Source organism: Kitasatospora sp. NPDC004531 (genome assembly GCF_053602195.1).
In genome coordinates this window covers 1-14,065 of the sequence record NZ_JBSGDD010000130.1, presented here as the reverse complement: position 1 = coordinate 14,065, position 14,065 = coordinate 1, and the positions used below count along the sequence as shown (strand labels likewise).

Genomic DNA, 14,065 nt, shown 5'->3' with positions numbered 1-14,065 from the left:
GGGGACGGCGCTGCTGATGCACGGGGCGGGAAGCAGCGGCAGGCACCGGCATCTGCCGCTGGCGCGGGAGCTGGCCGCGGCCGGCTGCCGCGCGGAGTCGACCACCCCAGGAACCCTCACCGCGCGGAGAGTTGACACCATGACCGCCGCCGTCCAACCGGCCGAGACCCGCCTCCCACCGCCCGAAGCCGACCGGCCCCGCCCGATCAGCGCCCCCGCCTCGCCCGCCGACCGGGCCTTCCGCGGCCTGCTGCGCGCCGCCGGCCTGTCCGTGTTCGCGCTGATGGGCCTGATCGCGTTCTTCCTGCTGCTGCGCGGCACCGAGGCACTGGACGCCGTTGGCTGGTCCTTCCTCACCGAGCAGCGCTGGCGCACCGCCGCGCACTCCTTCGGCATCGCCGCCGTGCTGCCCAACGGCATCCTGATCGCCGTCATCGCGCTGTGCATCGCCGTGCCGGTGGCGATCACCGCCGCCCTGTTCATCTCCGAGTACGCGCCCGTCCGGCTGCGGCCCACGCTGATCTCGCTGGTCGACCTGATGGCGGCCATCCCCAGCATCGTCTACGGCCTGTGGGGGCTGTTCTTCCTCCAGCCGCGGATCGTCGGCTTCTGCCGCTGGCTGGCCGTCCACCTCGGCGGGGCGCTGCCCTTCCTGGAGGTGCGCACTGGCGAGGTCGCCACCTCCTACACCTCGTCCACGTTCATCGCCGGCACCCTGGTCTCCCTGATGATCATTCCGATCATCACCTCGCTCAGCCGCGAGGTGTTCTCCCAGGCCCCCGCCGGCGAACGCGAGGGCGCCTACGCGCTCGGCTCCACCCGCTGGGGCATGGTCCGCACCGTGGTGCTGCCGTTCGGACGCGGCGGCGTGATCGGCGCCGTCATGCTCGGCTTCGGCCGGGCCATGGGCGAGACCATCGCCGTCGCACTGATCATCTCGCCGGTGTTCCGGCTCTCCTGGCACGTCCTGGAGAACGGCGGCAACTCCATCTCCGCACTGATCGCCCTGCGCTTCAGCGAGTCCGACGCACTGTCGCTGTCCGCGCTGATGGCCGCCGGACTCGTGCTGTTCGCCATCACCCTGCTGGTCAACGTGGCCGCCGGGTTCATCATCAGCCGGTCCCGGTCCGGCGCCTCGACCTCGGACTGACCGGAGGACCCGACATGGCAACCACCCACCCCGGCAACGAAACCGACGCCCCCGAGCAGCAACGGATCCGGCTCGGCGGCGTCACCCGCGAAGAAGTCCTCACCCTGCTCGGCGCCGCCGGCGGCTCGCTCGCCCTCGACTGGCTGCTCTACGAGCGCATCCTGCCGTTCAGCGGCGTCTTCGGCTTCCTGCTCTGCTGGTACCTGCTGTTCCTCACCCTCTACGCCATCGCCGGCCGCCTCCAGTGGGACGCCCTGACCGTCCGCGAACGCCTCGCCACCGCGCTCGCCTGGAGCTCCGGCCTGCTGGTGCTCGCCGTCATCGCCGACCAGATCGGCTACGTGCTCTACCGCGGCCTGCACGCCGCCCGGCACCTCAACTTCTTCACCGAGACCATGCGCAGCACCGCCGCCCTCGACCCGATCACCTCCGGCGGCTGCCTGCACGCCGTGGTCGGCTCCCTCGAACAACTCGGCATGGCCACCCTGTTCTCGGTGCCGCTCGGCATCCTCACCGCCGTCTTCCTGGTCGAGGCCGGCAGCACCCGGCGCGGCGCCCGCCTGGTCAAACCCGTCCGCGTCCTGGTCGAGGCGATGACCGCACTGCCCTCGATCGTCGCCGGACTGTTCATCCTCGGCGTCGTCATCCTCACCCTCGGCGTGGAGAAGAGCGGATTCGCGGCCTCCCTCGCCCTCACCGTGATGATGATGCCGATCGTCACCCGCGCCGCCGAAGTCGTCGTCCGGCTCGTCCCCGGCACCCTCAAGGAAGCCTCCTACGCGCTCGGCGCCAGCCAGTGGCGCACCGTCTGGCACGTCGTGCTGCCCACCGCCCGCCCCGGACTGACCACCGCCGTCGTCCTCGGCATGGCCCGCGGCGTCGGCGAGACCTCCCCGGTGCTGCTCACCGCCGGCTTCACCACCCGCCTCAACCTGGACGCCTTCGAGGGCAACCAGACCAGCCTGCCCCTGTTCATCTGGAACTACGTCAAGCAGCCCTACCCCGACATGGTCGCCCGGGCCTTCGCCGGCGGACTCACCCTGATGGCCGTGGTGCTGGTGCTGTTCGTCACCGCCCGCGTCCTCGGCCGCCACCGCACCCCCACCGACCGCCGCATCCGCCGCCCGCTGCGCCGCGCCGCCGCCGCCAAGACCGTGGTGCAGGTGGCGAACTGATGAACCGTCAGAATCCGCGTACGAGAAGGAAGACCCGCCCCGTGCGACTCCGTCACCTGACGTCGGCGCTGCTCGCCGCCGCCCTCGCCCTGCCCGCCGCACTGCTCGGCGCGTCGCCCGCGTACGCGTCCACCTCGCTGAAGGCGGACGGCTCCAGCTGGGCCGGGCCGGCCATCGACCAGTGGCGCCGCGACGTCCAGCCGATGGGCATCGAGATCGACTTCACCGCCGTCGGCTCGGCCGCCGGACGCGTCCAGTGGTCCATCGGCCAGGACGACTTCACCGCCTCCGACGTGCCGTTCCGGTCCAAGGCCGACAGCGGTGTGGGCGGTGGCGGCGCCAACAACGGCCAGGGGCAGCCGGAGAACCCGGTGTACGGCTACTCGTACGTGCCGATCACCGCCGGCGGCACCGCGCTGATGTACCACCTGGAGGTCGGCGGCAAGAAGGTCACCGACCTGCGGCTGTCGCCCGACACCATCGTCGGCATCTTCACCAACAGGATCACCTCCTGGGACGACCCGAAGATCACCGCCGACTACGGCCGTCCGCTGCCGAAGATCCCGATCACGCCGGTGGTGCGCTCCGACGGCTCCGGCGCCAGCGCCCAGTTCACCCGCTGGATGGAGCACACCCACAAGAACGAGTGGGACGCCTACTGCGTGCAGGTCAACGGCGTCAGCTGCGGCGACTACACCGAGTTCTACCCGGCGGCCGGCCGGATGACCGCGCAGAACGGCTCCGACGTGGTGGCGAGCTACATCCAGTCGCCGACCGGCATCGGCGCGATCGGCTACGACGAGTACGCGTTCGCCAAGCGCAGCGGCTGGCCCGTCGTCAAGGTGCTCAACCCCGCCGGGTACTACACCCTGCCGAACGCCTCCAACGTCGCCGTCGCGCTGACCGCCGCGAGGATCCGCGGCGTCGACGACAACACCTCCGCGAACGACCCCGACTACCTGCAGCAGAACCTCGACGGCGTCTACACCAACAACGACCCGCGCTCCTACCCGATCTCCTCCTACAGCTACCTGATCGTGCCGCGGGCCGGCGCCGCGCTGCCGGTGACGCCGAAGTTCACCAACGAGAAGGGCAACGCGCTCAGCCGCTACCTGGCGTACGTGCTGTGCGCCGGGCAGCGCGAGGCCGACGACCTCGGCTACTCGCCGATCCCGCGCAACCTGGTCCGCGGCGGGCTGCTGCAGACCCAGCACATCCCCGGCAACGCCAGCCCCGTCGACCCGAACAGCCTCTCCAACTGCCCCAACCCGACCTTCGACTCGGCCGGCCAGCTGATCGTGCTGAAGGACGCCCCGCAGCCCAGCCCCTGCGACAAGAAGGGCAGCCCGCTGGACTGCACCGTGCAGAACGGGCAGGCCGTGAAGACCGGCAACGGCGGCAACTCCGGCTCCGGAAACGGCGGTTCGGGGGGCAGCGGCGGCACCGGCGGCACCCCGGGCGCGGGCGGCGGCGGCGCGGGCGGAAGTGCGGCCGCGGGCGGCGCCGGATCGGGCGCCGTCGATCCGCAGACCGGGGAGGTCGTCACCGACTCCGGCTCCGGCGGCGGCAGTTCGGGCGGCAACGCCCCCGGCGCGGTGGTCGCGCTCGGCGGCCGGCCGCAGGACTGGCTGCTGTCCACTCTCACCGCGCTGGAACTGCTCGGCGTGGTCACCGTCCCGCCGCTGCTGGCCGCCTGGTGGCGCCGGCGCAACACCGCGGCGGGGCCCCGATGACCACCATGACCCCCGCCCGCGTCGAGGCCGCGCCCGAGCCGCGACCGGCCGCCGCCGCCCCGGCGCCGCCCGGTCGCGGACGGCGCCGACTGCTCGCCGTCGCCTGGTCGGTGACGTTCGCCGCCGTGCTGCTACTCGGCTTCACCGGCTACCTGTTCGGACTCTCCGGGCTGCAGGAGGCGCGCCACCAGGCCACCGCGTACGCCACGCTGCGCGACCAGCTCGGCAAGGCCACCGCGCCCACCGGGCCGACCGACGACGGCGCACCGCTCGCCGTGCTGGACATCCCGGCGCTCGGACTGCACCAGGCCGTGGTGGTCGAGGGCACCAACGGCCGCGACCTGATGCGCGGCCCCGGGCACCGCCGCGACACCGTGCTGCCCGGACAGCCCGGCGTGGCCGTCCTGTTCGGCCGCTCCACCACCTTCGGCGCGCCGTTCGCCGGGCTCGCCGGCCTCCAGGCCGGCGACGGCATCGACATCACCACCGGCCAGGGCAGCTTCCACTACACCGTCAACACCTCCGGCGACGGGGACCACCCGATCACCGACAGCGCGCCCAACCGGCTGGTGCTGGTCACCGGCGACTCCGACTGGATCCCCACCAGCACCGTGCTGATCGGCGCCCGCCTCGACGGCGAACCGCAGCCGCTCGGGGCCCGCCGGCCCGCCCTCGCCCCCACCGACAAGGCGCTGGCCGCCGACAAGGGAGCCCTGTCCGCGCTCCAACTCTGGTCGCTGGCCCTGCTGTTGGCGGTCGTCGCGGGCGTCCTCGCGGCCCGCTGGTGGCGGCGCGGCGCGAGCTACCTGTGCTTCGCGCCGGTGGTGGCCGCGCTGCTCTGGGCGGTGTACGAGAACGCCGCCGCCCTGCTGCCCAACGTGTACTGACCCCGTGTACTTCTCGGAGAGGACCTGCCCGCCGATGACCGACACCGCACAACCCCCGCACACCGCAGCCGAGTTCGGCAAGGATCCGGCCGACCCGCCGACGATCCCGCTGCCGCCGGTGCCCGGCGACGGGCCGACCGCGAACGGTGGGCCTGCCGCGAACGGTGGGCCGACCGCGACCGGTGGGCCTGCCGGTGGGCCTGCCGGGCTCTCCGGGCTGTCCGGGCCTTCCGGGCTGTCCGGGCTGGAGACCCGTGACCTGACCGCCTGGTTCGGGCAGCGCAAGGTGCTGGAGCGCGTCTCGCTGCGGATGCGGGCCGGCGAGATCACCGCGCTGATCGGGCCGTCCGGCTGCGGCAAGTCCACCTACCTGCGGATCCTCAACCGGATGCACGAGATGGTGCGCGGCGCGGCGCTGGCCGGCGAGGTGCTGCTGGACGGCGAGGACGTGTACGCCACCGGCCGCCGCCCCGCCGAGGTCCGCCGCCGGATCGGCATGGTGTTCCAGCGGCCCAACCCGTTCCCCGCCATGTCGCTGTACGACAACGTGATCAGCGGGTTGAAGCTGGCGGGCATCAAGGCGAGCCGCGACGAACGCGACCACCTGGTCGATTCCAGCCTGCGCCAGGCCGGCCTGTGGAACGAGGTCAGCAACCGCCTCGGCACCCCCGGCGGCGCCCTCTCCGGCGGCCAGCAGCAACGCCTGTGCATCGCCCGCTCGCTCGCCGTCTCGCCGGAGATCCTGCTGATGGACGAGCCCTGCTCGGCGCTCGACCCGACCTCCACCCGCCGCATCGAGGAGACCATCGCCGACCTGCGCCACCGCCTGACCATCGTCATCGTCACCCACAACATGCAGCAGGCGCAGCGGGTTTCGCAGTCCTGCGCGTTCTTCCTGGCCTCCCACGACACCCCCGGCCGGATCGTCGAGGCGGGCCCCACCGAGCGGCTGTTCACCGACCCGGCCGACCAGCGCACCGCGGACTACGTCAACGGGCGCTTCGGCTGACCCGCCCCGGCGGGCACGACGGTGTGTCACGGCCGGGCTGGGGAGGGCGAGCGCCTAGCGTGGACGCGGCGACCGGCGCGATGCAGCCGCCGGTGTCGCCCGTCCGTCGGAGCCACCTCACGAGGAGAGAGCGCAGACCCATGACCGTCAGCCTGAGCGAACTCACCGGGGACTACGTCCTCGACCCCACGCACACCCGGATCGGGTTCGTCGCCCGCCACGCCATGGTCACCAAGGTGCGCGGCGCCTTCCACCAGTTCGAGGGCACCGCGCACCTGGACGGCGCCGACCCGTCGCGCTCCAGCGGCCAGGTGGTCATCAAGACCGAGAGCATCGACACCGGCGTCGAGCAGCGCGACCAGCACCTGCGCACCAACGACTTCCTCGACGCCCCCAATTTCCCCGAGATCACCTTCCGCAGCACCGCCGTCGAGAAGCGCTCCGACACCGACTACCGGGTCACCGGCGACCTCACCATCAAGGACACCACCCGCCCCGTCACCATCGACTTCGAGTACACCGGCAACGCGGTCGACCCCTACGGCAACCTGCGGGTCGGGCTGGAGGGCTCGGTGACCATCAGCCGCAAGGAGTACGGCGTCACCTGGAACGCCGCGCTGGAGGGCGGCGGCGTGCTGGTCGGCGACAAGGTGGTGCTGGAGTTCGACGTCTCGGCCATCAAGCAGGGCTGACGGCGCACCGGGCGACCGCAACGGGAAAGCGTTTTCCCGTTGCGGTCGCCGCTGTGCTGCTCGCTACTGCTCCTTGCCGTCCTCCCTACTCGTCCTGCTCCTGGCTGCTCCGCCGCGATCGGGCCTCCCGGAGCCTCGGCCGCCGTCACCACGCCGTACCATGTGGGCCCGCCCGTCCGCGCCTCGGACGCATACAACACCCCACCAGGGGAAGGCGGTTGCGGACATCGGAACGAGGAGACCCGCCTGATGCGCACGTGCGTCGAACGCCAGCTGCCCGTCCACGTGTTCGGCCCGACCGGGGGGCGGCGCGTCATGATCCTCGGCTACCGACCGGGCGACCCGTACGCCGTCCGGCTCACCTTCCCCGACGGCACTCCCGACGGCGGCGTCAGCTGGCTCGTCGCCCGCGACCTCCTCGCCGCCGGGCTCACCGGCCCGGCCGGCAACGGCGCCGTCCGCATCCGCCCCTGGCCGCACGGCCGCCTCCGCCTCGCCTTCCTCGGCGCCGACGGCACCCGCGCCACCGTCCTCGCCCCCACCGCCCCCCTCGCCGAATTCCTCACCGCCACCCACGCCCTCGTCCCCCCGGGCACCGAACCCACCCACCAACCGGCCCCCACCGACCCGTCCCCCCTCTTCCCCACCACCCCGGGCCTCACCCCGGACCACCCCTGACCCGGCGCGGCGACGGGTGACTGCGCCCCTGGCCGAGAGGTGAACAACCGGCAAGGCGACACCGGGAGGACGCGATGGAAGAACCGGAAGTGCCCAGATATGCCCTGGTGGACTGCGTGGTGGTCGTGCACCGGCACTACGGCCCCGTGACGCGCACTGCGCCGGGTGACGTTCCCGGCTACGTCGACTGTTTGGACCTCTCGGACGATCCTGCGGCCGGTCGCGCCGACTGGCCGGCCGTCGGGCAGCAGCTGACCTGCGTGGTGCTGGGGACCACCAAGGACGGGCGGCTGCGGCTGAGCGCCCGGCCGCGGGACGTCGAACTGGTCGGAGCCGTCGCCGATCTGCCGGCGGCGCTGGCCACGTGGCGGGCGGTGCGGGACGGCGGGGGTGCTGCGGCGGAGTTCCTGCGCGCGGACGATGCCGTGCCGGTGTTGCGCTGGGCGCTGCGCCACCCGGCCGGGTCGGGGGAGCGGACGCGGGCGGAAGCGTTGATCGAGCGGGCCCCGGACGGCGTGCAGCGCGCACTGCGGTACGGGTAACGCCCGTTGGCGAGTGGGGGAGGCGCCGCTGCCGCGACCGTCTCCGTGAGGCGCGTGGGTGCGGGGCGGGTGGTGGTGTACGAATGGGCTTGACAGGGCGTTGCGTTGAGGGCGTGGCGCGGAGCGATGGATGTGGGAGGGCGGCTGCTGATGGGTGCGGACGGCGACAGCTTTGACGTGGTGGTGCTCGGGGCCGGGCCGACCGGGGAGAACCTGGCGGACCGGGTGCGGGCCGGGGGGTTGACGGTGGCGATCGTCGAGCGGGAGCTGGTCGGGGGTGAGTGCTCGTACTGGGCGTGCATGCCGAGCAAGGCGCTGCTGCGGCCGGCGGCGGCGCTCGCCGACGCGCGGCGGCTGGCCGGGACGCGGGAGGTCGTCGGCGGGCGGCTCGACGCGGGGGCGGTGCTGAAGCGGCGGGACGAGTTCGCGTCGCACTGGAAGGATGACGGGCAGGTCGCCTGGCTGGCGTCCGCCGGCATCGAGCTGGTGCGCGGGCACGGGCGGCTCGACGGCGAGCGGCGGGTGGTCGTGGAGACCCCGGACGGCGGTCGCCGCACGCTGACCGCGCGGCACGCCGTCGCCGTGTGCACCGGCACCCGGGCCGCGCTGCCCGAGCTTCCTGGCCTCGCCGGGGCCGGGGTGTGGACCAGCCGGGAGGCGACCTCCGCGAGCAGTGTCCCCGGGCGGCTCGCGGTGGTCGGCGGCGGCGTCGTCGCGGTCGAAATGGCAAGCGCCTGGCGGGCGTTGGGCAGCGAGGTGACACTGCTGGTGCGCGGCGGCCGACTGCTCGACCGGACCGAGGACTTCGCCGGCCAGCTGGTCGCGGACGGCCTGCGGGCCGCCGGCGTCGACATCCGCCTCGGCGTCTCCGTCGAGGCCGTGCACCGCGCCGAGGACGGCACCGTGACACTCGACCTGTCCGACGGCACCCGGCTGCCCGCCGACGAAGCGCTGTTCGCCACCGGGCGCGTCCCCAACACCGCCGATCTCGGCCTCGACACCGTCGGCCTGACCCCCGGCGACTGGATCACCACCGACGACACCGGCCTCGCCACCGACGCCCCCGGCGGCTGGCTGTACGCCGCCGGGGACGTCAACCACCGTGCGCTGCTCACCCACCAGGGCAAGTACCAGGGCCGGATCTTCGGCCAGGTGATCGCCGACCGGGCCGCCGACCGCCCGCTCGACCTCGCCCCCTGGGGCCGCAGCGTCGCCACCGCGGACCGCGCCGCCGTCCCACAGGTGGTCTTCACCGACCCCGAGGTCGCCGCCGTCGGCCTGACGCAGCGCCAGGCCGAAGACGCCGGCCTGCGGGTGCGCGCCGTCGACTACGACCTCGGCAACGTGGCCGGCGCCTCGCTCTACGCCGACGGCTACCGGGGCCGCGCCCGCGCCGTCGTCGACCTGGACCGGGAGACGCTGGTCGGCGTCACTTTCGTCGGCCCGGGCGTCGCCGAACTCCTGCACTCCGCCACCGTCGCCGTCACCGGGGAAGTCCCGCTGTCGCGGCTCTGGCACGCCGTCCCCGCCTACCCGACGATCAGCGAGGTCTGGCTGCGCCTACTGGAGTCCTACCGCGGCTGACGCCCCGAGCGGATCTGCGGTGCTGCGGCTGGGCCGGCCAGGTGGTTCGGAACTGTCCGACCCGGCGCGGGAATTGGCGGCGGTCGAGGACTATTTCCGCGAGCGGGCATCGATGCGCGCGGGGCGTTGTCCGCTGGCACCGGGTCGGCTCCTCGGCCTTGCGGCGGGGGCCGGTCCGGCGGTCCGGAGCTGTCGGACCCGGCACGGGAATTGGAGACGGTTGAGAACTACTGCCGCGAGCAGGCCCCGGCCCTGGTCGGAGGGTTCGGCCGGGGGCGGGGCCTGGCCGGGGCCAGCGTCGGGCGGACACTGATATTCATGGGGCGTTGTCCGCGATGACCCCGAGCGGGTCCTCGGTGCTGCGGCGGGGGTCGGCCGGGTGGTCCGGAACTGTTGAGCCCGGCACGGCAATTGGCGATGGCCGAGGACAGCTGCCGCGAGCGTGGGTCGAGCGTTGGGCAGGCAGCGATACGCGCGGGGCGTTGTCTGCGGGCACCCAATTGGGTCCTCGGCGCTGCGGTGGGGGCTGGTCCGGTGGTCCGGAACTGTCGTACCCGGCGCGGGAATTGGCGGGGCTTGGGGACTACTGGCGCGAGCGGGCCCGGTGCTGGCCGACCAGGACCGGCCGGGAGGCGGTGCCGAATCCGGCCGTGCTCCGGGTCGGGCGGACCGTGGCGCACCGGCCGTGCGGTGTCACCCGCACAACGCGCTGCGATCTCCGCGACCGACCGCCGGTCGTCGACCGGGACGCCCGACCGGCTGCCCGGGGAGAGCGCTGGCAACCGAGTTGGAGCGACCGACAGTTGCACCCGCAGCCGACCGGGCGATTGCTCGTGACGGTGGCGGCCCCGCACCCGAGCCGCCCCCGGCCCGCGGGAGGGTCGCGGGAAATGGGCTGCGCGAGGACCGTCGTGGCAGGCAGCATGGCGGGATGCCGGACCTGCTGTGGAGCCACGTCAAGGACTTCTTCGACCCCGACCTGATGGGCGCACTGCCGGACGTGTCCGTGCCGGGCACCACGGTGGACGACTGGCAGGCGGTGTTCGACCTGGTGGCCGGGGCGAGCGGGTGGGCGTGGGAGTACACGGTGGGCGGGGCCGTCGGGCCGCTGCCCACTGCCGCCGAGGTGCTGGCGCGGCCCGCCGACGCGGAGACGGTCGAGCTGCGGGTGTGGCCGGCGCCCGGCGTACTGGCCATCTTCCGGCCCTGCTGCGCCGAGGAGATCGACTTCGACGTCGACCTGCGCGAGCTCCAGGGCCAGCAGGGCGTGGACCGCCTGTGCGCGCTGCTGACCGTGATCGGCCGGCGGTTGGGCAAGCCGGTGGAGCTGAGCGCGGAGGGCGACTACGGACACCCGGTGCTCGGGTTCGACCCGGTCGCCGACCGCGTGGCGCTGCTCGCCGAGCCGCCCCGCTTCTGACCGAACGGGCCCGCGCCGCGCCGCGCCGGACAGCCCCCCCGCTCAGCAGGACTGGCGGACGACCAGGTGGGTGGGCAGGACGACCGAGCGGCTCGGGGACGGGTCGCGGAGGAGTTCGACGGCGTGTGCCCCGAGGTCCTCGACGGGCTGTCGGACGGTGGTCAGGCCCGGGCGGGCGGAGGCCGCGGCGGGGGAGTCGTCGAAGCCGACCACGGCGACGTCGTCCGGGACGCGGCGGCCCAGCCGGCGCAGCACCCGCAGCGCGCCGACGGCCATCGCGTCGGAGGCGGCGAACACGGCGTCCACGTCCGGGTACTGGTCGATCAGCCGGAGCATCGCGTGCTCGCCGGAGCGGATCCCGAAGTCGCCGTACGCGACGGCGCAGCGGGCCGGGTCGCCGTGGTCGAGCAGGGCGCGCCGGTAGCCGGCCAGGCGGTCCGCGCCGGCGGCGGTGTCGGGCGGTCCGGCGATGGTGGCGATCCGTCGGCGTCCGGCCCGGTGCAGCAGGCGGACGGCGGCGCGGGCCCCGCTCAGGTTGTCGGCGTCCACGTGCGCCAGCCGCTGTTCGCGCGGGGGCCGCCCCAGCGAGACCACCGGCACCCCGGCGGCCTGCAGCAGCCCGGGCAGCGCGGGGTCGCCCCACCGTCCGACCAGCAGCACGCCGTCCACGTGACCGCCGCACAGGTACCGCACCAGCGACGGCCTGGCCGGGCCGGGACCGGCCGTGAGCACCACCAACTCGCGTTCGGGGACGACGCGTTGGGCCCCGGCGAGGAGTCGTACCGGGAACGGGTCGGCGTGGAAGCGCAGCACGTCCGCGAACACGACGACGGCGATCGCGTCGGTCTCCCGGGCGGCTGCGGCGGGTGCCCGGCGGCGGACGTAGCGCAGGTCGCGGGCGGCGGACTCGACCCGGGCGGCGATCTGCGGCGAGACCGGCGCGGACCGGTTCAGCACCCGCGACGCGGTGGCGCTGGACACGCCCGCGTGCGCCGCGACCTGGGCGAGCGTCGGACCGCCCGGAGCGGCCCGGCCGGGGGCCGGTGACGGGTGGTCGCCGCCCGGCAGGGGGACGGCGCGGTCGGACTGGGGGAGCGGGTGAACGGGCAACGCGGCCGCCCTTCCTGGCGCGGAACGGGGGGATGCCGTGGCCACCCGCCCGGGGCCATCGGTGTCCGCACCGTAGGCGCTGGTCGGTGCACCGTCAAGGGTGCGCGCAGGATCCGGAGCCCGGCGCACCCTCGGGGCGGGCGGTTACCAGTTGCCCCAGGTGCCGGTGGACCAGCGCGCGGTGCCGTCGCCGCCGTAGAGGACGAAGTTGCCGTCGTCCTGGATCTTGACGTAGTCACCGGGCCGGCCCGCGACCGGGAGCATCCAGATCCGGCCTTCGCCGCCGGCGATCAGCCACAGCGCCCCGGAGTTCGTCGCGCCCATGATGGAGAGGTTCGTGCCCGGGTGGCCGTACGTCCCGGTGGACCACAGCGCGGCGCCGTCGCGCTTGCGGTAGAGCACCAGGTTGCCGTCGGTCTGCATGATCAGCCAGACCGAGTTCGACTCGATCCAGGTGCCGGACGCCAGGGTGTTGCGCTGCGCGTCGAGCCTGTCGTTGGTGGCGCCGACGGCCGGGGTGTAGCCGGTGTGGGTCTGCCAGTACAACGCCTGGCCGGAGACCGCGAACCAGCCGTTCAGCAGCGAGGCGACCGCGCCCGGGTGGCCGTACGAACCGGTGCTCCACAGGGCGCCGCCGGTGTCCGGCCCGCCGCCCTGGCGGTAGACGACGAAGTTGCCGTCGGGCTGCATGGAGGCGTACGCACCCGGGTTGCCGTACGTGCCGGCGGCCCACAGCACCGGGCCGCGGTGGCCGGTGTCGCCGTCCAGGTAGAGCACCAGGTTGCCGTCCTGCTGCATCACCAGCTCGGACTCACCACTGATCATGCTCTGCCCCGACAGGAGCTTCTGACCGCTCAGCAGGGCCGTCGACTCCGTCGCCGGCGGCTTCGCGGCGGCGGTGCCGGCGGGCGCGGCGACGGCGATGACGGCCGCGCCGAGCAGGGCGGCGGTGGTGCGCTTGAAGACGTTCTTCCGCATGCGGCGGAGATCCCCTCTGTTCCGTGCGCCCACGATTCGCGCGGGCGCATGATTCATACACCCGTTCGCACCCGCTCTGCCAGGCGATTTGTCGACGCCGCGTGGCACCGTCCCGGAGCGGTTACCGGTTGGCCGAGGTGCCGGTGGACCAGCGTGCCGCGCCGTCCCCCGGGGCGGTTACCAGTTGCCCCAGGTGCCGCTGGACCAGCGCGCGGTGCCGTCGCTGCTGCGGAGCACGAAGTTGCCGTCGTCCTGCACCACCGCGTAGTCGCCGGGCCGGCCCTTGATCGGCAGCGACCAGATCGGGAAGGAGCCGGCGTCGAAGTTGATCAGCTGCAGCGCGCTCTCGTTCGTCGAGCCGGCGGCGGTCGCGTACGTGTAGCCCGAACGGCCGTACGTGCCGGTGGACCACAGGGCTGCGCCGTCGCGCTTGCGGTAGAGCACCAGGTTGCCGTCGGCCTGCATGACGAGCCAGACCGAGTTCGACTCGATCCAGCGGTGGCCGTCGAGCGTCGAGGGCAGCGGGCCGAACCGGTCCTTCCCGCTGCCCGGGCCGAATTCGGTGACGGCCTGCCAGTAGCCGCCCTGACCGATGACGTCCAGCGAGCCGTTCAGCAGGGAGAGGGCCGCGCCGGGGTGGCCCCACGTCCCGGTGCTCCACAGGGCGCCGCCGGTGTCGGGGCCGCCGCCCTGGCGGTAGACGACGAAGTTGCCGTCGGGCTGCATGAAGGCGTACGCGCCCGGGTTGCCCCAGGTGCCGATGGACCACAGCACCGGGCCGCGGCGGCCGGAGTCGTTGTCCAGGTGGAGCACCAGGTTGCCGTCGTCCTGCATGACCAGCTCGGTCGCGCCGCTGATCATGCTCTGCCCCGGCAGGAGCTGCTTGCCGGTCGACAGGACGGTGCCCTGGGTGGCCGGCGGCGTGGTCGCCGCGGCGGTGCCGGCCGGGGCCGCGAGGGCGATGGCGGCGGCGCCGAGCAGGGCGGCGGTGGTGCGCTTGAAGACGTTCTTCCGCATGCGGCGGAGACCCCCCTTGTCCATGGCCCGCGATCGGTGCGGGCGGACGATTCATACACCCTGAACCGCCCGTCCTGGCAAGCGAGTTGT

At 73.7% G+C, this 14,065-nt stretch carries 13 protein-coding genes; 10 read left to right on the top strand and 3 right to left on the bottom strand.

Annotation, left to right across the window (positions count from 1 at the left end):
• The 10 genes from pstC to ACWEMJ_RS31570 form a co-directional block, all read left to right on the top strand.
• Positions 1-1,150 (top strand): phosphate ABC transporter permease subunit PstC (gene pstC / locus ACWEMJ_RS31615; protein WP_452140565.1); only part of this gene is annotated, 1,150 nt, incomplete at its 5' end.
• Positions 1,151-1,164: 14 nt separating this feature from the next.
• Positions 1,165-2,325, top strand: coding sequence for a phosphate ABC transporter permease PstA (gene pstA / locus ACWEMJ_RS31610; protein WP_452140564.1), 1,161 nt, complete (start codon positions 1,165-1,167; stop codon positions 2,323-2,325).
• 41 nt (positions 2,326-2,366) lie between these two features.
• On the top strand, positions 2,367-4,058 hold the full coding sequence (locus ACWEMJ_RS31605; RefSeq protein WP_452140563.1) for a substrate-binding domain-containing protein: 1,692 nt from the start codon (positions 2,367-2,369) through the stop codon (positions 4,056-4,058).
• Complete coding sequence (locus tag ACWEMJ_RS31600) at positions 4,055-4,945, top strand: sortase domain-containing protein (protein ID WP_452140562.1); 891 nt, start codon at positions 4,055-4,057, stop codon at positions 4,943-4,945. Before ACWEMJ_RS31605 ends, ACWEMJ_RS31600 begins: the two co-directional genes overlap by 4 nt.
• A 235-nt stretch (positions 4,946-5,180) precedes the next feature.
• Positions 5,181-5,954 (top strand): phosphate ABC transporter ATP-binding protein, encoded by a 774-nt coding sequence (locus ACWEMJ_RS31595; RefSeq protein WP_452140566.1) that lies wholly within the window; start codon positions 5,181-5,183, stop codon positions 5,952-5,954.
• A gap of 140 nt (positions 5,955-6,094) precedes the next feature.
• The gene (locus ACWEMJ_RS31590) at positions 6,095-6,646 is read left to right on the top strand and encodes a YceI family protein (RefSeq protein WP_452140561.1); all 552 of its coding nucleotides are present in this window, start codon (positions 6,095-6,097) and stop codon (positions 6,644-6,646) included.
• Between the two features lie 249 nt (positions 6,647-6,895).
• Positions 6,896-7,324, top strand: coding sequence for an SsgA family sporulation/cell division regulator (locus ACWEMJ_RS31585; protein ID WP_452140560.1), 429 nt, complete (start codon positions 6,896-6,898; stop codon positions 7,322-7,324).
• Positions 7,325-7,398: 74 nt separating this feature from the next.
• Positions 7,399-7,866, top strand: a complete 468-nt coding sequence (locus ACWEMJ_RS31580; RefSeq protein WP_452140559.1) for a hypothetical protein — start codon at positions 7,399-7,401, stop codon at positions 7,864-7,866.
• A 126-nt stretch (positions 7,867-7,992) separates the two neighbouring features.
• Entirely contained in the window at positions 7,993-9,450 is a 1,458-nt protein-coding gene (locus ACWEMJ_RS31575; protein ID WP_452140558.1) for a dihydrolipoyl dehydrogenase family protein, read from the top strand.
• A gap of 931 nt (positions 9,451-10,381) precedes the next feature.
• On the top strand, positions 10,382-10,870 hold the full coding sequence (locus tag ACWEMJ_RS31570) for a hypothetical protein (RefSeq protein ID WP_452140557.1): 489 nt from the start codon (positions 10,382-10,384) through the stop codon (positions 10,868-10,870).
• A 42-nt stretch (positions 10,871-10,912) separates the two neighbouring features.
• On the opposite strand, the gene ACWEMJ_RS31565 is transcribed toward ACWEMJ_RS31570, so the two are convergent.
• The 3 genes from ACWEMJ_RS31565 to ACWEMJ_RS31555 form a co-directional block, all read right to left on the bottom strand.
• A complete protein-coding gene (locus ACWEMJ_RS31565) occupies positions 10,913-11,980 on the bottom strand; it encodes a LacI family DNA-binding transcriptional regulator (RefSeq protein WP_452140556.1) in 1,068 nt (355 codons plus the stop codon).
• A gap of 144 nt (positions 11,981-12,124) precedes the next feature.
• Entirely contained in the window at positions 12,125-12,958 is an 834-nt protein-coding gene (locus ACWEMJ_RS31560) for a hypothetical protein (RefSeq protein ID WP_452140555.1), read from the bottom strand.
• A 177-nt stretch (positions 12,959-13,135) separates the two neighbouring features.
• The gene (locus ACWEMJ_RS31555) at positions 13,136-13,975 is read right to left on the bottom strand and encodes a hypothetical protein (RefSeq protein ID WP_452140554.1); all 840 of its coding nucleotides are present in this window, start codon (positions 13,973-13,975) and stop codon (positions 13,136-13,138) included.
• Positions 13,976-14,065: the final 90 nt, after the last annotated feature.

Excerpts from the sequence above, each read along its gene's own strand:
- pstA (WP_452140564.1), top strand. The coding sequence starts at position 1,165 with ATGGCAACCACCCACCCCGGCAACGAAACCGACGCCCCCGAGCAGCAA.
- ACWEMJ_RS31600 (WP_452140562.1), top strand. The coding sequence starts at position 4,055 with ATGACCACCATGACCCCCGCCCGCGTCGAGGCCGCGCCCGAGCCGCGA.
- ACWEMJ_RS31590 (WP_452140561.1), top strand. The coding sequence starts at position 6,095 with ATGACCGTCAGCCTGAGCGAACTCACCGGGGACTACGTCCTCGACCCC.
- ACWEMJ_RS31585 (WP_452140560.1), top strand. The coding sequence starts at position 6,896 with ATGCGCACGTGCGTCGAACGCCAGCTGCCCGTCCACGTGTTCGGCCCG.
- ACWEMJ_RS31580 (WP_452140559.1), top strand. The coding sequence starts at position 7,399 with ATGGAAGAACCGGAAGTGCCCAGATATGCCCTGGTGGACTGCGTGGTG.
- ACWEMJ_RS31575 (WP_452140558.1), top strand. The coding sequence starts at position 7,993 with ATGGATGTGGGAGGGCGGCTGCTGATGGGTGCGGACGGCGACAGCTTT.
- ACWEMJ_RS31570 (WP_452140557.1), top strand. The coding sequence starts at position 10,382 with ATGCCGGACCTGCTGTGGAGCCACGTCAAGGACTTCTTCGACCCCGAC.
- ACWEMJ_RS31560 (WP_452140555.1), bottom strand. The coding sequence starts at position 12,958 with ATGCGGAAGAACGTCTTCAAGCGCACCACCGCCGCCCTGCTCGGCGCG.
- ACWEMJ_RS31555 (WP_452140554.1), bottom strand. The coding sequence starts at position 13,975 with ATGCGGAAGAACGTCTTCAAGCGCACCACCGCCGCCCTGCTCGGCGCC.